20 protein-coding genes and 1 tRNA gene are annotated in these 18,008 nt (G+C 66.9%); 13 read left to right on the top strand and 8 right to left on the bottom strand.

Annotated elements, in window-relative coordinates:
* Window positions 1-102: 102 nt before the first annotated feature.
* Window positions 103-1,794 (top strand): class I adenylate-forming enzyme family protein, encoded by a 1,692-nt coding sequence (locus tag ACFSC3_RS13920; protein WP_380941467.1) that lies wholly within the window; start codon window positions 103-105, stop codon window positions 1,792-1,794.
* A 54-nt stretch (window positions 1,795-1,848) separates the two neighbouring features.
* On the opposite strand, the gene ACFSC3_RS13915 is transcribed toward ACFSC3_RS13920, so the two are convergent.
* The 4 genes from ACFSC3_RS13915 to ACFSC3_RS13900 form a co-directional block, all read right to left on the bottom strand.
* On the bottom strand, window positions 1,849-2,112 hold the full coding sequence (locus ACFSC3_RS13915; protein WP_380941042.1) for a hypothetical protein: 264 nt from the start codon (window positions 2,110-2,112) through the stop codon (window positions 1,849-1,851).
* Between the two features lie 58 nt (window positions 2,113-2,170).
* A complete protein-coding gene (locus ACFSC3_RS13910) occupies window positions 2,171-2,755 on the bottom strand; it encodes a DUF1989 domain-containing protein (RefSeq protein WP_380941041.1) in 585 nt (194 codons plus the stop codon).
* Window positions 2,745-3,440, bottom strand: coding sequence for a guanitoxin biosynthesis heme-dependent pre-guanitoxin N-hydroxylase GntA (gene gntA, locus ACFSC3_RS13905; RefSeq protein WP_380941040.1), 696 nt, complete (start codon window positions 3,438-3,440; stop codon window positions 2,745-2,747). Before gntA ends, ACFSC3_RS13910 begins: the two co-directional genes overlap by 11 nt.
* A 203-nt stretch (window positions 3,441-3,643) precedes the next feature.
* Window positions 3,644-5,107, bottom strand: coding sequence for an FGGY family carbohydrate kinase (locus ACFSC3_RS13900; protein WP_380941039.1), 1,464 nt, complete (start codon window positions 5,105-5,107; stop codon window positions 3,644-3,646).
* A 70-nt stretch (window positions 5,108-5,177) separates the two neighbouring features.
* On the opposite strand from ACFSC3_RS13900, the gene ACFSC3_RS13895 reads away from it, so the two are divergent.
* The gene (locus ACFSC3_RS13895; protein ID WP_380941038.1) at window positions 5,178-6,347 is read left to right on the top strand and encodes an AI-2E family transporter; all 1,170 of its coding nucleotides are present in this window, start codon (window positions 5,178-5,180) and stop codon (window positions 6,345-6,347) included.
* Between the two features lie 76 nt (window positions 6,348-6,423).
* Window positions 6,424-6,500 (top strand) — tRNA-Asp (locus ACFSC3_RS13890).
* Between the two features lie 334 nt (window positions 6,501-6,834).
* Here the strand turns inward: ACFSC3_RS13890 and ACFSC3_RS13885 are convergent.
* The 4 genes from ACFSC3_RS13885 to ACFSC3_RS13870 form a co-directional block, all read right to left on the bottom strand.
* Window positions 6,835-7,053: a DUF2842 domain-containing protein gene (locus ACFSC3_RS13885; protein ID WP_380941037.1), complete on the bottom strand. Its 219-nt coding sequence runs from the start codon at window positions 7,051-7,053 to the stop codon at window positions 6,835-6,837.
* A complete protein-coding gene (locus ACFSC3_RS13880) occupies window positions 7,050-7,592 on the bottom strand; it encodes a 5-formyltetrahydrofolate cyclo-ligase (protein ID WP_380941036.1) in 543 nt (180 codons plus the stop codon). The genes ACFSC3_RS13885 and ACFSC3_RS13880 overlap by 4 nt, the downstream gene beginning before the upstream one ends.
* Window positions 7,593-7,786: 194 nt before the next feature.
* Window positions 7,787-8,092, bottom strand: a complete 306-nt coding sequence (locus tag ACFSC3_RS13875; protein WP_380941035.1) for a cell division protein ZapA — start codon at window positions 8,090-8,092, stop codon at window positions 7,787-7,789.
* The gene (locus tag ACFSC3_RS13870; protein WP_380941034.1) at window positions 8,092-8,283 is read right to left on the bottom strand and encodes a hypothetical protein; all 192 of its coding nucleotides are present in this window, start codon (window positions 8,281-8,283) and stop codon (window positions 8,092-8,094) included. The genes ACFSC3_RS13875 and ACFSC3_RS13870 overlap by 1 nt, the downstream gene beginning before the upstream one ends.
* Before the next feature lie 136 nt (window positions 8,284-8,419).
* On the opposite strand from ACFSC3_RS13870, the gene tkt reads away from it, so the two are divergent.
* The 10 genes from tkt to ACFSC3_RS13820 all read left to right on the top strand — a co-directional run bounded on the left by tkt (window position 8,420) and on the right by ACFSC3_RS13820 (window position 17,953).
* Window positions 8,420-10,405 (top strand): transketolase, encoded by a 1,986-nt coding sequence (gene tkt, locus ACFSC3_RS13865; RefSeq protein ID WP_380941033.1) that lies wholly within the window; start codon window positions 8,420-8,422, stop codon window positions 10,403-10,405.
* 107 nt (window positions 10,406-10,512) lie between these two features.
* Window positions 10,513-11,517 carry a type I glyceraldehyde-3-phosphate dehydrogenase gene (gene gap / locus ACFSC3_RS13860; RefSeq protein WP_380941032.1) on the top strand — a complete coding sequence of 335 codons (1,005 nt, stop codon included), beginning with the start codon at window positions 10,513-10,515 and terminating at the stop codon, window positions 11,515-11,517.
* A 102-nt stretch (window positions 11,518-11,619) separates the two neighbouring features.
* A complete protein-coding gene (locus ACFSC3_RS13855; RefSeq protein ID WP_380941031.1) occupies window positions 11,620-12,072 on the top strand; it encodes an MOSC domain-containing protein in 453 nt (150 codons plus the stop codon).
* A complete protein-coding gene (locus ACFSC3_RS13850) occupies window positions 12,069-13,259 on the top strand; it encodes a phosphoglycerate kinase (RefSeq protein WP_380941030.1) in 1,191 nt (396 codons plus the stop codon). Before ACFSC3_RS13855 ends, ACFSC3_RS13850 begins: the two co-directional genes overlap by 4 nt.
* Window positions 13,252-13,893 carry a 2OG-Fe(II) oxygenase family protein gene (locus tag ACFSC3_RS13845; RefSeq protein ID WP_380941029.1) on the top strand — a complete coding sequence of 214 codons (642 nt, stop codon included), beginning with the start codon at window positions 13,252-13,254 and terminating at the stop codon, window positions 13,891-13,893. The genes ACFSC3_RS13850 and ACFSC3_RS13845 overlap by 8 nt, the downstream gene beginning before the upstream one ends.
* Window positions 13,886-14,362, top strand: a complete 477-nt coding sequence (locus tag ACFSC3_RS13840; protein WP_380941028.1) for a hypothetical protein — start codon at window positions 13,886-13,888, stop codon at window positions 14,360-14,362. The genes ACFSC3_RS13845 and ACFSC3_RS13840 overlap by 8 nt, the downstream gene beginning before the upstream one ends.
* Window positions 14,363-14,397: 35 nt before the next feature.
* Window positions 14,398-15,303, top strand: coding sequence for a fructose bisphosphate aldolase (locus tag ACFSC3_RS13835; protein ID WP_380941027.1), 906 nt, complete (start codon window positions 14,398-14,400; stop codon window positions 15,301-15,303).
* Window positions 15,304-15,485: 182 nt separating this feature from the next.
* Complete coding sequence (gene thiE / locus ACFSC3_RS13830; RefSeq protein WP_380941026.1) at window positions 15,486-16,172, top strand: thiamine phosphate synthase; 687 nt, start codon at window positions 15,486-15,488, stop codon at window positions 16,170-16,172.
* 69 nt (window positions 16,173-16,241) lie between these two features.
* Complete coding sequence (locus tag ACFSC3_RS13825) at window positions 16,242-17,303, top strand: L,D-transpeptidase family protein (protein WP_380941025.1); 1,062 nt, start codon at window positions 16,242-16,244, stop codon at window positions 17,301-17,303.
* The gene (locus ACFSC3_RS13820) at window positions 17,300-17,953 is read left to right on the top strand and encodes a M23 family metallopeptidase (protein ID WP_380941024.1); all 654 of its coding nucleotides are present in this window, start codon (window positions 17,300-17,302) and stop codon (window positions 17,951-17,953) included. The genes ACFSC3_RS13825 and ACFSC3_RS13820 overlap by 4 nt, the downstream gene beginning before the upstream one ends.
* Window positions 17,954-18,008: the final 55 nt, after the last annotated feature.

The raw sequence follows: 18,008 nt of genomic DNA, 5'->3' as shown, positions 1-18,008 counted from the left end.
TGGCACAAACAGCATCGGGACGAGCAAACCCGATCTTCTAGTGACGAGAGGAAGCCCGTGCCCGACGAACCGCTGATCCCGCTCGATCCGTCTTGGCCGAAGATGTCGCTGGCGCAGGTCCAGGCCGCGCTCTGTGCGCCGGGCCAGAAGTTCGAGATGGAGACCGTCGACATCCGCGGCGTGCCGACGCGGGTCTGGAAGAACGCGCCGCCGAACCTCGCGCTGCTGATCCAGTTCGCGCGCAGCCACGGCGACCGGCCGTTCCTGATCTATCAGGACGAGCGCGTCAGCTTCGATGCCGCCGTCCGGGCCGTCGCCCATCTGGCGACGAAGCTGGCCGCGATGGGTGTGGGGAAGGGCGATCGTGTTGCCTTGACCATGCGCAACCTGCCCGAATGGCCGGTCGCTTTCTTCGCGATCGTTTCGCTGGGCGCGATCTGCGTGCCGCTCAACGCGTGGTGGACCGGCGGCGAACTCGAATACGGCCTGACCGATTCGGGGGCGAAGGTGCTGATTGTCGATTGCGAGCGTCATGCGCGGCTGACCGATACCTATGGAACGCTTCCCGATCTGGAGCATGTTCTGGTTGCCCGGCCACGCGATGCGCTGACCGGCAAGGCGTCGGCGCTCGACGACCTCATCGGCCCGGCGACCTCATGGGCCACGCTGGCGGACATTCCGTTCCCGCAAGTGCCGATCGAACCGGACGACGACGCGACGATCTTTTACACCAGCGGCACGACCGGGGCACCGAAGGGTGCGCTCGGCACGCACCGCAATCTCGTCACCAACATCCTGTCGTCGGGCTATGTCCAGGCACGCGTATCGTTGCGTCGCGGCGAGATGCCGGCGGAGCCGACGCCGAAGACGTGGTTGATGGTCATCCCCCTGTTCCACGTCACCGCCTGTTCGGCGTCGATGATGGGGACGTTGGTGTCGGGTTCGACGCTCGTCTTCATGCGCAAATGGGACGCGACCGAGGCGCTGGCGATCATCGAGCGCGAGCGGGTGAACGTGACGGGCGGCGTCCCGACGATCGCGTGGCAGCTGCTGGAGCATCCCGACCGCGCCAACTACGACCTCTCCAGCCTCGAACTCATCGCCTATGGCGGCGCGCCGTCCGCGCCCGAACTCGTCAAGCGCATCCATGCCGAATTCGGTGCGCTGCCCGCCAACGGCTGGGGCATGACCGAGACGATGGCGACCGTGACCCAGCATGGCGGCGAGGACTATATCAACCGCCCGGACAGCTGCGGCCCGCCCGTTGCCGTCGCCGATATCAAGATCATGAGCGTCGAGGGTGACCGTGAGCTCCCGGTCGGCGAGGTCGGCGAACTCTGGGCCAGTGGGCCGATGATCGTGAAGGGCTATTGGAACAAGCCCGAGGCCACCGCCGAAACCTTCGTCGACGGCTGGGTCCGCACCGGCGACCTCGCCCGCGTCGATGACGAAGGCTTCTGCTACATCGTCGACCGCGCCAAGGACATCGTCATCCGCGGCGGCGAGAACATCTATTCGATCGAGGTCGAGAACGTCCTCTACGCCTATCCCGGCGTCACCGACGCCGCCATCGTCGGCATCCCGCATCGCACGCTGGGCGAGGAACCAGCGGCCGTCGTGCATCTGGCCCCGGACGCGCAGGCGAGCGAGGCGGAGTTGCAGGACTTCGTCCGCCAGCGGCTGGCCGGGTTCAAGGTGCCGGTCGCGATCCGCTTCTCCGACACTGTGCTTCCGCGCAATGCGAACGGGAAGATCTTAAAGAATGAGTTGAAGGCGCTGTTCGACGTAGGTTGAATGGCGCAGGGCAGTCGTCCGGGGCGGCCGGTATAGCCCCCCCGTGTTCTCCAGTTAGCGGCGCTTTCTACCAGCATCGGAATCCCGGTCGCTCGGTTTGTCTGCCTCGACCATGACGAGATCGGGCGCAGCCATCGGGCATGCCCGCTTGCGCCGCCGCTCACACTGAGCCTGAAGCGCGGTCCAGTAAGCGACGCGAGAAACCGGCGAGATCGGCTTGCGATACGGATACTCCGGCCCGCGATGCCCGACGGTGGTCAGGGGTTTGGTGCTTGTAGGCACGAGTTGCAGTGCCAGAGCAAAAGCGATCTGAAGCATGGCAAGCCTTCGTTATGAAGGCGTAACAAGCGTCAGGAGACCTGTATGCTCGATGAACTCAATCCGTCACTTCATATTCGATCGGCTTGAAACTGCCGTTGTTCGATTGCAGCGCCGAACACGCCGTCAGCCCGATGATCAGGTCCATCCTTGCGACGAACGCGATGCGGTCGCCCGCCCGGCTCTTGGGCGGGTCGACGGTGATCGCGCCGGTTTCGCCGTCGACACCGACATTCATGAAACAGTTGAACGCTGTCGGGATGCTGTCGGCCGCGATCCCCCAGGGCTCGAGCGCCGCCGCCAGATTGCCGAAGCATCCGCGGTGCGGATCGGTGTCGCCATAGATGATGCGGAACGTGTCCTTGCTGCACGGCGTCAGCAGGAAGTCGTGGCGGCCGACCGTGTCCTCCACGATCTCCAGCATCACGTTCGACCGGTTCGAATAGAGCGGGTCGCCGGTCGTCAGGAACAGCCGGCTGGCGTAATCGAGCGTTCGTCCCGACGAGATGACCTCGCGCAGGTCGGCCTTTGCATAGGCCAGCAGATCTGCGACCTGCTCCCCGCGCGGGTCGTAGACCGTCAGCGTCTGCCCCTCGCGCAGTTCGAAGCCCGCGCCCGAACGCGGGGCGATCTCATGCCGCATCGCTGAAGTTCCTCCGTCCGGAGAAGGGGCAGCGCCAGCTCTCGTCGACCGCGCGACCGCTATACTGCCGCGCTTCCGATAGCGTGCCGTGGCGCGCGAGCATCGGGTTGACCGACCCCGCCAGCGCGACGTCCCGGTCGATGATCGACGTGCGCAGCTTCTCGTACTTGCCCTCAGCACGCAGCCGCTCGAACTGGTCGTGCAGGTTGAAGACGAGCGCCGGCCGCGGAAAGCGACGGGCGGGGCGACTGGCGTTGGGGTGGAGTCCGACGACGAAAAAGCCTTCGCCGGCGAAGCTCAGCGAGAAATGCGGATCGTCCGGGTCGTCGCTGACGCGCGGGTCCGGCTCCTGTCCCAGCCATTCGTCCTTGTCCGACAGCGATTGCAGCCGGTCCCACATCGCTGATTCGAAGCCGGTTTCGTCGAGCGCGCCATCGTCCTCGAACAGCAGGATGAACGATCGGAACAGCGTCGGGTCGGCGCGATAGTCGGCTACGAACGCGCGGATGGCGGCGTGGACGCGCAGATCGTCCCACGCCGAGGTGATGCTGCGGGCCACGAGAAAGCGCATGTTGCCGCGCGACAGCGCCGACTTCGCGCCGACGCAGGGAAAGGCGGGGTCGCGGACGGCGGTCTGAAAGTCGAGGGCGAGGGGGTGGGAGTCTTCGAAAGCGGGTGTCTGCATGGGCCGATCAATGCGACAGGGTGGGATAAGTGCCCCGGCCGATTAACCTCGGTCAGCGCGAATCCCTTGGCTACCCAAACCCGAACCCATCCTCCGTTCGTCTTGAGGTAGTCGAAGGGCCGTTCTCCGATACACCCGCTATACCTTTGCGGCACGAAGAACGGTGCTTCGACAAGCTCAGCACGAACGGGGAGGGGCGTGGTTCAGTTCATCAACGTCCGCCGCACCGCCTCCGCCCATCCCGTCAGCCGCTTACCGCGCGTCATCTCATCCATCGCCGGGTCGAAACATTCGACCGCCCCGCGCATCCCCGCCGCCTCCGCCAGCGATGCGAACATCCCGCAGCCGACCCCGGCCAGCATCGCCGCACCCAGCGCGGTCGTCTCGATGAACCCCCGCCGCTCGACGGGGATCGCGAGCACATCGGCGAGGTCCTGGGCCATCCAGTCGTTCGCGACCATGCCGCCGTCGATCCTGAGCAGGCTCCAGTCCGCCCCGTCCGCGGCGAAGGCGCGCTTCAAATCATGGGCCTGGTGCGCCATCGCCTCCAGCGCCGCCCGCACGATATGAGCCCGCGTCGCGCCGAAGCTCAGCCCGGTGAGGTTCGCGCGCGCCTCCGGCTGCCACCACGGCGCGCCGAGACCTGCGAGTGCGGGCACCAGATACACGCCGCCATTGTCGGGCACGCTCCTCGCCAGCGCCTCGCTGTCGCCAGCCGCATCGAGCAGCCCGACCGAATCGCGCAGCCATTGCATCAGGCTGCCGGCGACGAACACCGATCCTTCCAGCGCATAGGCGCGCTTGCCCGCGATCTGCCAGGCAACGGTCGCGAGCAGCCGGTTGCGTGACGCCGGCACGCGGTCGCCATATTGGGTGAGCACGAAAGCACCCGTCCCGAACGTCGCCTTGGTCGCGCCGGGTTCCAGACAGGCCTGTCCGACCGTCGCCGCCTGCTGGTCCCCCGAGAGGCCGCAGATGGGGATGGAGCCGCCGAACGCGCTGGTCCGCCCGACCTCGCCCGCGCTGTCGACGATCTCGGGAAGCACGCCGCGGGGTACGTTGAACAGGGCGAGCAGGCCATCGTCCCACTGCCCGCTGCCGAGCCCCATCAATAGCGTGCGCGAGGCGTTGGTCGCGTCCGTTACATGCGCGCCGCCCGTGAGCTTCCACACCAGCCAGCTCTCGACCGTGCCCACCGCCAGCCGATCCCCCGCCGCGCGGACCTGTGGCCAATCGCGCAACGCCCAGGCGATCTTGGTCGCCGAGAAATAAGGATCAAGCAGCAGTCCGGTCCGCGCCTGGACACCCGGTTCCTCGCCGGCGTCCTTCAGCCGGCGGCAGGTGTCGGCGGTGCGTCGATCCTGCCAGACGATCGCAGGGGCCAGTGGCTCGCCGTTCGTCCGGTCCCAGAAGACGACCGTCTCGCGCTGGTTGGTGATGCCGATTGCGGCGATGCGGTCCGCCCCGCCGGCTTGCTCGACCATCGCCGCGGTGCAGTCGCGCGTCTTCGTCCAGATCTCGGCCGCGTCATGCTCGACCCGGCCCGGGGCGGGGTAGGATTGGGTCAGGTCGGCAGCTTGCGATCCCAGGCAACGGCCGTCGCGGGCGAACAGCATCGCGCGGGTCGATGTCGTTCCGGCGTCGATGACGAGCAATATCTCTCCCATGCCGCCATCCTAATCGGGATTACAGGGGCAGGGAATGGCGCTACACCGGCGTCGTACTTGGGAGAGAGATGTGCCAGACGCGCCCCAGCCGACGACCAGCGACGATACGCATATCGAGGTGCTGCGCCGCGACCGTCTGCTCGCCGGACTGACGCTGATCGCCGGTGTCGGACTGGTCATCGCGATCCCCTTCGCCCTGCAAGCGGGGTCGAGCTTCTTCCTGCCGACCACGGCCGCGATCGTCATCGCCATCGCGATGGTGCCGATGCTGGAGTGGATGGAGCGGCACCGGATGCCGTCGGGGCTGTCGGCGCTGCTCTGCGTGCTGTTGTTCCTCGCGGTGGTCAACGCCGCGCTCGCGTCAATCGTCGTCCCTGCATGGCAGTGGGTGCGGATCCTTCCGGAGCGGATCGACCAGATCCAGCACAACCTGTCCCCGCTCATCGACCTCTATTCGAATCTGGAGCGGTTCGTGAACAAGACGCTGCGCCAGATGGCCGCGGCACCGCAGCGCCAGCAGGTCGCGCCCGTCGCCCCGCCGCGCTCGATCGTCGAACTGTTCGCGACCTCGGCGCCGTCGGCCTTCATCGAGATGTTCTACGCCGTCCTCGTCATCTACTTCTTCCTGGCCGGCTGGACGCGGACGCGGCGCGCGGCGATCACACGGCGGACCAGCTTCGGCGGCGCGATGGCGACCGCGCGGGTGATCCAGCAGGTGGTCGACGATACGTCGGCCTATCTGGGCACGATCACGATCATCAACATCTGCCTGGGTCTGGTCGTTGCCGGTGGCCTGTGGGCGATCGACATGCCGACGCCGCTGATGTGGGGCGGGCTCGTCGCGCTGCTAAACTATATTCCGTATCTCGGGCCGATCCTGGCGGCGGCGTTGCTGGCGCTAGGCGGGCTGATGACGTTCAACGACATCTGGCTGGCGCTGGTGCCCGCGGCAATCATGGTCGGTGCGCACCTGATCGAGGCGAATGCGATCACGCCGCTGATCGTCGGGCATCGGCTGACCATCAATCCGATCCTCATCCTCATCTCGCTCAGCTTCTGGGGCTGGGTCTGGGGGACGCCCGGCGCGTTGCTGGCGGTGCCGCTACTCATCATCATCCAGACGATCCTCGACGCAGCAGGGCGCCCGGACATCGCCGGCTTCCTGTTCGAGCACGGCACGCTGGTCCATGATCCGGGCGAATTGCGGATGCGAACGGAGCGGCGCGACGAAGTTTCTTAAGGGGTGGGTAAAAAAGTTGCGCGAATCTGTTGACGGGTCGGAGTCGGCACCGTAACAGCCGCCTCCTCGCTAGAGAGCGGGTGTAGCTCAGTTGGTTAGAGCGCCGGCCTGTCACGCCGGAGGTCGCGGGTTCGAGCCCCGTCACTCGCGCCATAGCGCAGTCGATGAGAGACTGCGCGACAGCGCAGTCCACATCGACAAGCTCGGCCGGCGGGGCGCTGCCCCGACCGACGATGCGGCTTTGCCGCGGCGCGATTATCCGTGTCCCGTCGCCTCAACAATCCGTTCGTGCTGAGCGAAGTCGAAGCACCGTCCTTCGTGTTTCGGGCGATGCAGGACTGGAAGAAGTACAGCCCTTCGACAAGCTCAGGGCGAACGGGTTATCGGCACGAGTGAGCCCATAGGTTCGCGTTCGCGGAACGAAGAACGGTGCTTCGACTTCGCTCAGCTCGAACGGGCCGGTGGCATGGCCATCACCGCAACACGCTCAGTCCCGCGGCACCCGCCAGCGTCCGGTTTCCATCCACAGCAGCACCGGCTTCAACGGCAGGATCCATACGATCCCCGCCACACAATAGACGATCGTCTGGATCAGGATCGGCCACGCACCAATGATCTGCGAGAAGCTCGCGATCAGCACCACCCAGAACGCGATCCACGCCAGGATGCCGAGCGCTCCCGCCGGCTTGCGCCAGCTAGGCGTCACCGCACCATCCCGCGTTCGGTGACGACGGCGTGGAGCGGTACGTCCCAGGGATCGCAATCGATCATCAGCAACTGCTGCACCGACCAGGCGATACCCAGCCGCCACGCATCCGGCAGCCGGGCAAAGGCGCGATCGTAGAATCCCGCGCCCTGGCCCAGCCGGTTAAGTGCATCGTCGAACGCGACGAGCGGGGTCAGGACGATGTCGGGGCGCAGTTCCGGCGCGTTCACGTCGGGCTGGCGGATGCCGAAGGTGCCGGGCATCAGCGGATCGCTGTCGGTCCAAGCCAGGAAGCGCATCTCGCCGTCACGACTGGCGACATGGGGCAGGGCGAGCGTAGCGCCCGCTGCCCGCGCCGCTGCGGCCAAGGCAGTTGGGTCCGCCTCGCTGCCCAGCGGCACATAGGAGGCGACGATGACGTCCGGCCCCAATCGATCGAGATAGTCCGCCGGCGGCATGACGACGGCATCGCTCGCCATCGCAAAGGCGTCGCGCTCGGCGCGCATATGGGCTCTGAGGGCGTTCTTCTCGTCGCTCACGCACCCGCACCTTTCGCGTCGGCGGTGGCGGGACCGCCGTGGCCGTTTGCCGGGATATCCTCTGACGCACGGTACGTCAGGTGGGGACCATATACTGCGGACCAGGATCCGCGCAGGGACAGCCCCCATAGGATGATGAATAGCCTCAGGGATATTTTTCGGCTCGTACCGGGCAGTGCCCGCCGAGAACGTATTTAGGCGCTTGCAGCCGCTTGCTCAAGGGTGTCGGCGACATGCTCCAGCCGATCGGCGATGCGATCGATCAAAACCGGGGAAACACCGTCGCGCGGCGGCGCATTCTCGGCCTCCTGAAGTTCGTCGGCCAGCATCAGTGCGATATAGAGCATGGTGCGCTCGCTACCCTGGCCGCCCGCCGCGCGCGCCGCGGTCGCAGCATGCGCGTCGAGCCGGCGCCCGAGGGCCTCCAGCGCCGCCTCTCCGCCGTCGCGACAGGCCACGATATGGGCACGACCGCCGATCGTCAGGCGAACCTCGGCCATCAGTCGTCATCCTCTTCGGTCGCGATCAGCGAATCGAGTGCGGCGATGGCCTCGCTCACCTGATCGCGAAGCGCGTCGTGCCGCCGTTCGAGATCGGTGCGGTCGCGGACCAGCCGCTGCGCCGCCGCCTCGATACGGGCCAACGCCCGGTCGATCCGCGCACTCGCGCTCTCCGCCCCCTGTTCGTTCATCTGTATGAATTACCACCTTTACGTCTGCGGGCAAGCGGTCAGGGGCCGGCCGCGAGGTTGACGGGAACCCGTGACGATGCGCAAAGGCTCCGCGCGACGGGCGATTCCGGCCCGGATTTTTTCAGGGAAGATGTGAATGGCTGTCTCCGACGCCCAGCTCGCCAACGCCATCCGGGCGCTGTCGATGGATGCGGTGGAGGCCGCGAACTCGGGCCACCCCGGCATGCCGATGGGCATGGCCGATGTGGCGACCGTGCTGTTCACCAAATACCTGAAGTATGATCCGACCGATCCGCATTGGCCTGACCGCGACCGCTTCGTGCTGTCGGCGGGGCATGGGTCGATGCTGATCTACAGCCTGCTGCACCTGACGGGCTATGCCCGTCCGACGATCGAGGACATCGCCAACTTCCGCCAGCTGGGCAGCCCCTGCGCCGGCCATCCCGAGAATTTCGAGCTGCCCGGCATCGAATGCACCACCGGCCCGCTGGGGCAGGGTGTGGCGATGGCGGTCGGCATGGCGATCGCCGAGCGGCATCTGAACGCCGAGTTCGGCGACGCGCTGGTCGATCACCGCACCTGGGTAATCGCGGGCGACGGTTGCCTGATGGAAGGCGTCAACCATGAGGCGATCGGTCTGGCCGGCCACCTGGGCCTCGGTCGCCTGATCGTCCTGTGGGATGACAACAAGATCACGATCGACGGATCGACCGACCTGTCGACCAGCGAGGACATCCCCGCGCGCTATCGCGCGACCGGATGGCATGTGGTCGAATGCGACGGCCACGACACCGCCGACATCGCCCGCGCGTTCGACGAGGCGCTGGCCGAGACGGGCAAGCCCACGCTCGTCCGCTGCCGCACGATCATCGGCAAGGGTGCCCCGAACAAGGGTGGCAGCCACAAGGTCCACGGCTCGCCGCTGGGTGCCGACGAAGTCGCCGCCACCCGCGCCGCGCTGGTGTGGGAGAGCGAGCCCTTCGTCCTTCCCGACGATATCCGCGCCGCCTGGGCAGAGGCCGGACGCGTCGCGGCGGTGCCGCATGCCGACTGGACGGCGCGTTTGGAAAGTGCCGGCAACGGTGCCGAATTCACCGCGCGTATGGCCGGTGACTTCGACCTCGATGCGGTCGCCAAGGTCGCGCTCGACGACATCGCCCGCGGCGGCGCCAAGGTCGCGACGCGCAAGTCGAGCGAACTGGTGCTGGAGAAGCTGACCGCCGCCTATCCGGCGCTCGTCGGCGGATCGGCCGACCTGACCCCGTCGAACAACACCCAGACCAAGTCGACCGCGACCGCGATGACGGCGTCCGACTATTCGGGCCGCTACGTCCACTACGGCATCCGCGAATTCGGCATGGCCGCGGCGATGAACGGCATGGCGCTGCACGGCGGCATCGTGCCCTATGGCGGCACCTTCCTGGTCTTTTCCGACTATGCGCGGCCCGCGATCCGTCTCGCGGCGCTCCAGCAGGCGCGCTCGATTTTCGTGATGACGCACGATTCGATCGGTCTGGGCGAGGATGGCCCGACCCATCAGCCGGTCGAGCATGTCACGTCGCTGCGCCTGATCCCCAATCTCGACGTGTGGCGGCCGTGCGATTCGGTCGAGACGGCGGAGGCCTGGGCCTGTGCGGTCGCGCGCAAGGACGGCCCGTCGCTCCTCGCGCTCACCCGGCAGAACCTGCGCCAGGTGCGCAAAGCCGGCGGGGAAAACCTGTCGGCCAAGGGCGGCTACCGCCTGCGCGCGGCGACCGCCGAGCGTCGGGTGATCCTGATCGCGACCGGCTCCGAAGTCGAGATCGCGCTGGACGTCGCCGACGCGCTGGAAGCCGACGGCATCGGTGCGGACGTCGTGTCGATGCCCTGCTGGTCGCGCTTCGACGCGCAGTCGGCCGCGTACCGCGACGACGTGCTGCCGCCGGTCGCGCCGGAGCAGGTGCTGCGCGTCTCGATCGAGGCCGGTACGACGATCGGCTGGGAACGCTATACGATGGTGCAGGGCCTGCGCTTCGGCATCGACCGCTTCGGCGCCTCGGCGTCGGCGGATAAGCTCTACGACTATTTCGGCCTGACCGCGGCCAAGATCGCGCCGCAGGTGAAGGCGGCTTTGCAAGGCTAACTCGTCATCCCCGCGAAAGCGGGGATCCAGAGCCACAGGCGGTGTCGCTTTTGACTCTGGATCCCGGATCAAGTCCGGGATGACGATAAACGAATGGAGGGAATGACATGACGAAAGTTGCAATCAACGGCTTCGGCCGCATCGGCCGTCTGGTGGCGCGCGCGATCCTTGAGCGTCCGGACTGCGGGCTGGAGCTGGTGACGATCAACGATCTGGCTGACGCCAAGTCGAACGCCTGGCTGTTCAGCCGCGACAGCGTGCACGGCAAGTATCCGGGCGAGGTTACCGCCGAGGGCACCGACCTGGTCATCGACGGCAAGCGCATCAAGGTGACCGCCGAGCGTGATCCGGCGAACCTGCCGCACGGCGAAAACGGCGTCGATCTGGTGCTGGAATGCACCGGCTTCTTCACCGACCGCGAGAGCGCGCAGAAGCACATCGATGCCGGTGCCAAGAAGGTGCTGATCTCGGCTCCGGCCAAGGGCGTCGACCTGACCGTCGTCTATGGCGTCAACCATGACAAGCTGGAGGCCGGCCACACGATCGTCTCTAACGCGTCGTGCACGACCAACTGCCTGGCCCCGGTCGCCAAGGTGCTGAACGACGCGATCGGCATCGAGCGCGGCCTGATGACCACGGTTCACGCCTATACCAACGATCAGAAGATCCTCGACCAGATCCACCCGGACCTGCGCCGCGCGCGTGCCGCCGCCATGTCGATGATCCCGACGACCACGGGCGCTGCCCGTGCGGTCGGTGAAGTGCTGCCGGAACTGAAGGGCAAGCTCGACGGATCGGCGATCCGCGTCCCCGTGCCGGACGGCAGCCTGGTCGACCTGACCTTCCAGCCGAAGCGCGACACGACCAAGGAAGAGGTCAACGCGCTGCTGAAGGCTGCCGCGGACGGCCCGATGAAGGGCGTGCTTTATTATTCGGACGAGCCGCTGGTTTCGATCGACATCGTTCACACGCCGGCATCGTCGACCGTCGACAGCCTGGAAACCGCGGTGCTCGACGGCAAGCTCGTGCGCGTCGTCAGCTGGTACGACAATGAGTGGGGCTTCTCGAACCGCATGGTCGATACGGCCGGCGCGATGGCGAAGCTGGGCTGATGCCCTCCCCATTTCCTCCGTTCGCCCTGAGCGAAGTCGAAGGGCGTGGCCTGGCCTCGTGCTTCGACTTCGCTCAGCACGAACGGGGGGATGGGTAACGGCGTGGGCACCCTCCTCGGCATCGCCCGCCACGCGCGTCCCAAGGCGCCGATGGAAGTGATCGACCACGCCCGCGTCACCCCGGAGACCGGCATCGCCGGCGACTTCCGCGGCGCGATGAAGGGCAAGCCTTACAAGCGCCAGGTGACCCTGATCGAACGCGGCGACTGGGACGCGGCGATGGCGGAGGTCGGGCATAGCATCGGCTGGCAGGAACGCCGCGCGAACCTGCTGGTCGACGGGCTCGACCTGCCGCAGACCAAGGGCGTCCGGCTGCGCATCGGCGCGGATGTGGTTCTGGAAATCACGCGCGAAACCGATCCGTGCGAACGGATGGAGGCGCTGGCCGATGGCTTGCGCGCGGCGCTGACTCCCGACTGGCGCGGCGGAGCCTGCGCGATGGTGATTACCGGCGGCGAGATCGCCGTCGGCGACGACATAAGGATCGAAGCATGACGCGTGCGTTCAAGACTCTCGACGACATCGGTGACATTGCGGGCAAGCGGGTGCTGGTCCGCGAGGATCTGAACGTGCCGATGGCCGACGGCCGCGTCACCGACGACACGCGGTTGCGCGCGACGCTGGCGACCGTGACCGAAATCGCCGACAAGGGCGCGATCGTGCTGATTCTGGCGCACTTCGGTCGGCCCAAGGGCCAGCGTAATCCGGAAATGAGCCTGTCGCTGGTCACGAGCGCGTACCAGGACGTGCTCGGCCGCTCGGTGCAGTTCGTCGACTGGGACGGCGCGCCTGAGGCCGTCGCGACGATGAATCCGGGCGATGTCGCGATCCTGGAGAACACGCGCTTCTTCCCCGGCGAGGAAAAGAACGACGCGGAGATGATCGAGCGTATCGCGGCGCTTGGTGATCTCTACGTCAACGACGCCTTCTCGGCCGCGCACCGCGCACACGCCTCGACCGAAGGCGTCGCCCGCCGCCTGCCCGCCTATGCCGGCCGCGCGATGGAGGCCGAACTCGACGCGCTCGACAAGGCGCTTGGCAACCCCGAGCATCCCGTCGCCGCGGTCGTCGGCGGCGCGAAGGTGTCGTCGAAGCTTGACGTGCTGCGCCAGATGGTGACCAAGGTCGACCATTTGATCATCGGCGGCGGCATGGCCAACACCTTCCTCGCCGCGCGCGGGGTCGATGTCGGCAAGTCGCTGTGCGAGCACGACCTGACCGGCACCGCGGAGGAGATCCTCGACGCGGCCGACGCAGCCAACTGCACCGTCCACCTGCCGTATGACGTCGTCGTGGCGAAGGAATTCAGGGCGAACCCGCCGACGCGCACGGTGAACGTCCACGAGGTCGCGGCGGACGAGATGATCCTCGACGTCGGCCCGGCCGCGACCGAGGCACTGGCCGACGTGCTGAAGAATTGCCGCACGCTCGTGTGGAACGGCCCGCTCGGCGCGTTCGAGACGCCGCCGTTCGACGCCGCGACCGTCAGCCTCGCCAAGACCGCCGCGGCGCTGACCAAGGAAGGCGGCCTCGTCTCGGTGGCCGGGGGCGGGGACACCGTTGCCGCGCTGAATCAGGCCGGCGCGGCGGACGACTTCACCTTCGTCTCGACCGCGGGTGGCGCGTTTTTGGAATGGATGGAGGGCAAGGACCTGCCGGGCGTCGCCGCGCTGCATGGCTGATCCCGCGCTGCTTCTGCGCGACACGAGCGTCCAGACCCTGTTCTGGACGCCCGTGCTCGCGGAGATGTGGCCCGGTGCCCCGCTTCACAATGCCGCGCTGAAGGCGGCGATCGCGCGGCAGGCAGCGTCGGTGGCAGGCGTCGCCAAGTCGAACATTCATGGCTGGCAGTCCGACATCTCCATGACCGCATGGGGTGGAGCGGCGGCGGATGCGCTCGTCGCCCACGCCGCTGCCCGCGCCAACGCATATACCGCGGGCGGACCGATCGATTGGGTGCCCGAGATGTGGGCCAATGTTTCGCGTCGTGGCGCGTCCAATCAAACCCATGCGCATCCCGGCAGCGTCTGGTCGGCGGTCTATTATGTCGACGACGGCTATGCCGGATCGTCCGACAAAGCAGTGGCGGGCGAGTTGAGCTTTCTCGATCCGCGATTTCCGGCGGTCCGAATGGCCGCACCGGAACTGCGTCATCGTCGCCCGGACGGGACGATCGACAACCAGGAAGTCTGGCTACGCCCCCGCACCGGGCTGTTCGTGCTGTTTCCGTCCTGGCTGCTTCATGCGGTACGACCCTATGCGGGGCAGGGCACGCGGACGTCGATCGCGATCAATCTGGTGGCGCCGCGTGGGTGAGATGACGCTTCAACGGTTGTTCGGTACGCCGCTGCTACGCGCGCGGCTGGGCCTCGATGCTTCCGCGGTCAGCGAGGAAGTCCTTCAGCAGGCCATCGCCGATCTCGCGAATAGTCACACCATCGATATCGCCGAGCGCCCCTTTGCGTGGCGAACGCGCGGCTGGTCGGTCGAAGGCGACGACCGCATTGTCGCTCCGGGCTGCTTCTGGTTGGCTGCGATCTGCGTGAGGGGGGCGGAAGGCGAGGCGCTGGTGATCGAGGACCCCCGCCACGCATTGCTGACCAGCAGCGATGAGCACCTGGCGTTCGCAGAGCTTGGGGGACGACCGCTGCCCCTGATTGAGACGGTCGCCGCGGAAACCGGGGTTGTCGCGATCGTTCCGGGCTTTATCCGGCTCAGCCTGCCGGCGTCCGCGCTGCGGCGGTCGCTCTGGCGGGCTGTCGCGCTCCACCCGCGTCCTGCATAGAATTAATAACTAGAACAATGTTTCGAGGAGACTGTATGAACACCGAAGAGATGACCGCCAAGATCGCCGACGGCCAGGGCTTCATCGCCGCGCTCGACCAGTCGGGTGGGTCCACGCCCAAGGCGCTGAAGGGCTATGGCATCGAAGAGGGGGCCTGGGGGTCGGACGAAGAGATGTTCGACCTGATCCACCAGATGCGCAGCCGCATCATCACCTCGCCCTGCTTCACCGGCGAAAAGGTGATCGGCGCGATCCTGTTCGAGCGCACGATGGACGGCCAAGTCGACGGCAAGCCCGCGCCGCAAGCGCTGATCGAGCGCGGCGTCGTGCCCTTCATTAAGATCGACAAGGGTCTGGAGGAGGAGGCGAACGGCGTGCAGCTGATGAAGCCGATGCCTGAACTCGACGCCTTGTTGTCGCGCGCGAAGTCGCTCGGCGTATTCGGCACCAAGGAGCGCTCGGTCATCAACCTTGCGAACAAGGATGGCATTGCCGCGATCGTTGCGCAGCAGTTCGCGGTCGCGGAACAGGTGATCGCGGCCGGTCTGATGCCGATGCTGGAGCCCGAGATCAACATCAAGTCGCCGGAACGCGCCCAGGCGGACCTGATCCTGCGCGACGAGCTCCTGGCGACGCTCGACGACGACGTCAGCGGCCCGCAGGTGATGCTGAAGCTGTCGATCCCGGCGGTGCCCGGCACCTTCGATCCGCTCGTCGATCACCCGCGCGTGCTGCGCGTCGTGGCGCTGTCGGGCGGATATGCCCGTCCCGAGGCGTGTGCCGAGCTCGCGAAGAACCGCGGCATGATCGCCAGCTTCAGCCGCGCCCTGCTCGAAGACCTGCGCGGACCGATGTCGGATGACGACTTCGACCGCTCGCTCGGCGGTGCGATCGACGAGATCCATGCGGCCTCGACGAAGAAGGTGTCGGCGGAGGCGTAACGCAGCCTCGCTGGTAGGGGGCGCGCTGCGAACGGTGTATGTCCGGCCCGCCCCCTCCGTCAGCACTTCGCGCTGCCACCTCCCCGTGCCGGGGAGGATTACGCTGCTCGCTGGATCGCATGCCCGAGCGAACCTTCGTACTGCGACTTGGCGAGAAACCGCTTCTCGCCTAGTCAGCCCGCATGATCGACGACATGCAGGACCCTCTCGGCCCCCTCGACCCCGGTTTCGCCCAGCGTTTCGAGCGCGACGAGCGGCGGGGGCCGTGCCAGCTTTACCTCATTTCGCCGCTCGACGTGACCGGCGGCTTTGCCGATCGCCTCGCCCGTGCGCTCGATGCCGGGCCGGTCGCGGCATTCCAGTTTCGGGTGAAGGACGTCGACCAGCATGCGGCGGCGAAGCTGGCCGAGCCGCTTCAGCGCATCTGCGCCGACCGTGACGTCGCCTTCATCGTCAACGACAGCATCAGCCTGGCCAAAAGGCTGGGAGCGGACGGCGTGCATCTGGGGCAGTCGGACGGCGATGCGCGGGAGGCGCGCGACGTGCTCGGCCCCAACGCGCAGATCGGCGTGACCTGTCACGACAGCCGCCATCTCGCGATGGAAGCGGGGGAAGCGGGGGCGGACTATGTCGCGTTCGGCGCCTTCTATCCGACCACCACCAAGACGACGCGGCATGTGCCGGAGCCTTCGATCCTGTCATGGTGGGGCGCGCTGTTCGAAATCCCCTGCGTCGCGATCGGCGGGATTACTCCGGCCAACGCCAAGCCGTTGGTCGTTGCCGGTGCCGATTTCCTGGCGGTCAGCAATGCCGTGTGGGGCGGCGACGAGGCGGCGGCGGTGCGGGCGTTTGCCAACGCCATGTCGTAACGGCTGCGGAAACATCTTACCGTCACGCGTGTTTCTCACCCAGGTAATTGCGTAACTTGGGGAAATTCGATGAAGGACCGCGTTCTCGTCGCTCTGGCCGGTCTCGGCTTGACCACCGTCGCTGTGCAGACGGCGGTGACGCCCCCGGCGGATGCTCAGGCCGCACCAGCGACCAAGGCGACGCCGCCGGCACGGTCGACGATGCCGGCGCCGAATGCGGTCGACGAAGGCGTGCTGCACGTCCAGGTCATCCTCGACAAACTGGGCTTCACCCCTGGCCTGCTCGACGGCAAGCGCAGCGAGCAATTGACTGCGGCGCTGAAGGGGTTCCAGGAAAGCCGTGACCTGCCGGAGACGGGCGAGATCGACCAGCCGACGCTCCGCGCGCTCTATCCCTATCGCCAGTGGCGCCCGATGAAGCTCGCCACATTGACGCCCGCGATGCTCGCCGGCCCGTTCCTCGGAGCCATCCCCAAGGACTACGAGCATATGTCGCAGCTGCCGACGCTCGGCTACCGCTCGCCGCTGGAAAAGCTGGCGGAGATGTTCCACACCTCGCCCGCGACGCTCGTGGCGCTGAACTCGCCGGAAACGCAGTTGCGCGCCGGTACGAAGATCGTCGTCCCCAATGCCCTGCCGACCTCGCGCGCCTATGACATCAGCGACGCGACGTGGCGGACGACGGTCGCGATGCTCAACGTCGATGCGAAGCAGGCGGCCGCCGACCATATCGTCGTCGACAAGTCGGATGGCGTGCTGCGCGTGCTCGACAAGGACGACAAGCTGGTCGCGCAGTTCAATGCGACGATGGGCTCGGCCGAATTCCCGCTGCCGCTCGGTACCTGGGAGATCAAGGGCACCGCGTTCAATCCCGACTGGAAATATGATCCGAAGCTGATCGCCGGATCGAAGCCCGGCGCCAAGGAAGCGGTCGTGCAGCCGGGGCCGAACAATCCGGTCGGCGTAGTGTGGATCGACCTGTCGAAGCCGCATTACGGCATCCACGGCACGCCCGAGCCGCAGAATATCGGCCTGACCGAGAGCAACGGTTGCATCCGCCTGACCAACTGGGACGCCGCACGCCTGGCCTTGATGGTGAAGCCGGGCATGAAGGCGGTGTTCCAGGCATGAAGGCGCCGGCGTCGGTGCCGCCCGCCGCGGCGTCGATGCGGCGGGGCAGGGCAGGGGTGCGGCGGTTCGGTCTGTTCGTGCTCGCTTTCGTCGTGATGGGGATCGTTGCCATCGCCTCGCTGGTCCGCTTCACCGGCCGGGTCGAGCGCGCAGAAGCACCGCCCGAGCGTGCGGTCGCCGATGGTTCAGCTCCCACCACCGCACCGTCGGGACTGGTCATCCCGGTTCAGGGCGTCCGACCCGACCAGATCACCGACACCTGGGGTCAATCCCGCGCGAACGGCGCGCGGGCGCATGAGGGGACCGACATCATGACGGCCGGCGGCACGCCCGTCCTCGCCGCGACGTCGGGTACGATCGAGAAGCTGTTCGACAGTGGCGATGGCGGCCACACCATCTACATCCGCTCGCGCGACGGAAAGTGGCGTTACTATTACGCCCATCTCGCCGCCTATGCCGCGGACGTCCGCGAGGGGATGAGGGTCGGTGCCGGGCAACATATCGGCTTCGTCGGCGACACCGGCAATGCAGGCGCCGGCAATTACCACCTCCATTTCGGCGTCGCGCGGATGGCGCCGGGAGAACGCTGGTATCAGGGTACGCCGGTCAATCCCTATCCGCTGCTTGCCGGACGCGGGGCCAATCGTTAGGGGGGCCGTTCAACCTAACGCCGTTCGCCCTGAGCTTGTCGAAGGGCTGCCCATT

The sequence above is a fragment of the Sphingomonas floccifaciens genome (assembly GCF_042681125.1).
Classification (GTDB): Bacteria; Pseudomonadota; Alphaproteobacteria; order Sphingomonadales; family Sphingomonadaceae; genus Sphingomonas; species Sphingomonas floccifaciens.
This window is presented reverse-complemented; position numbering and strand designations above follow the sequence as displayed.

Coding starts and splice junctions, on each gene's coding strand:
- ACFSC3_RS13920 (WP_380941467.1), top strand. CDS start 103: ATGTCGCTGGCGCAGGTCCAGGCCGCGCTCTGTGCGCCGGGCCAGAAG.
- ACFSC3_RS13915 (WP_380941042.1), bottom strand. CDS start 2,112: ATGCTTCAGATCGCTTTTGCTCTGGCACTGCAACTCGTGCCTACAAGC.
- ACFSC3_RS13910 (WP_380941041.1), bottom strand. CDS start 2,755: ATGCGGCATGAGATCGCCCCGCGTTCGGGCGCGGGCTTCGAACTGCGC.
- gntA (WP_380941040.1), bottom strand. CDS start 3,440: ATGCAGACACCCGCTTTCGAAGACTCCCACCCCCTCGCCCTCGACTTT.
- ACFSC3_RS13900 (WP_380941039.1), bottom strand. CDS start 5,107: ATGGGAGAGATATTGCTCGTCATCGACGCCGGAACGACATCGACCCGC.
- ACFSC3_RS13875 (WP_380941035.1), bottom strand. CDS start 8,092: ATGGCCGAGGTTCGCCTGACGATCGGCGGTCGTGCCCATATCGTGGCC.
- ACFSC3_RS13870 (WP_380941034.1), bottom strand. CDS start 8,283: ATGAACGAACAGGGGGCGGAGAGCGCGAGTGCGCGGATCGACCGGGCG.
- tkt (WP_380941033.1), top strand. CDS start 8,420: ATGGCTGTCTCCGACGCCCAGCTCGCCAACGCCATCCGGGCGCTGTCG.
- gap (WP_380941032.1), top strand. CDS start 10,513: ATGACGAAAGTTGCAATCAACGGCTTCGGCCGCATCGGCCGTCTGGTG.
- ACFSC3_RS13850 (WP_380941030.1), top strand. CDS start 12,069: ATGACGCGTGCGTTCAAGACTCTCGACGACATCGGTGACATTGCGGGC.
- ACFSC3_RS13845 (WP_380941029.1), top strand. CDS start 13,252: ATGGCTGATCCCGCGCTGCTTCTGCGCGACACGAGCGTCCAGACCCTG.
- ACFSC3_RS13835 (WP_380941027.1), top strand. CDS start 14,398: ATGAACACCGAAGAGATGACCGCCAAGATCGCCGACGGCCAGGGCTTC.
- thiE (WP_380941026.1), top strand. CDS start 15,486: ATGATCGACGACATGCAGGACCCTCTCGGCCCCCTCGACCCCGGTTTC.
- ACFSC3_RS13825 (WP_380941025.1), top strand. CDS start 16,242: ATGAAGGACCGCGTTCTCGTCGCTCTGGCCGGTCTCGGCTTGACCACC.
- ACFSC3_RS13820 (WP_380941024.1), top strand. CDS start 17,300: ATGAAGGCGCCGGCGTCGGTGCCGCCCGCCGCGGCGTCGATGCGGCGG.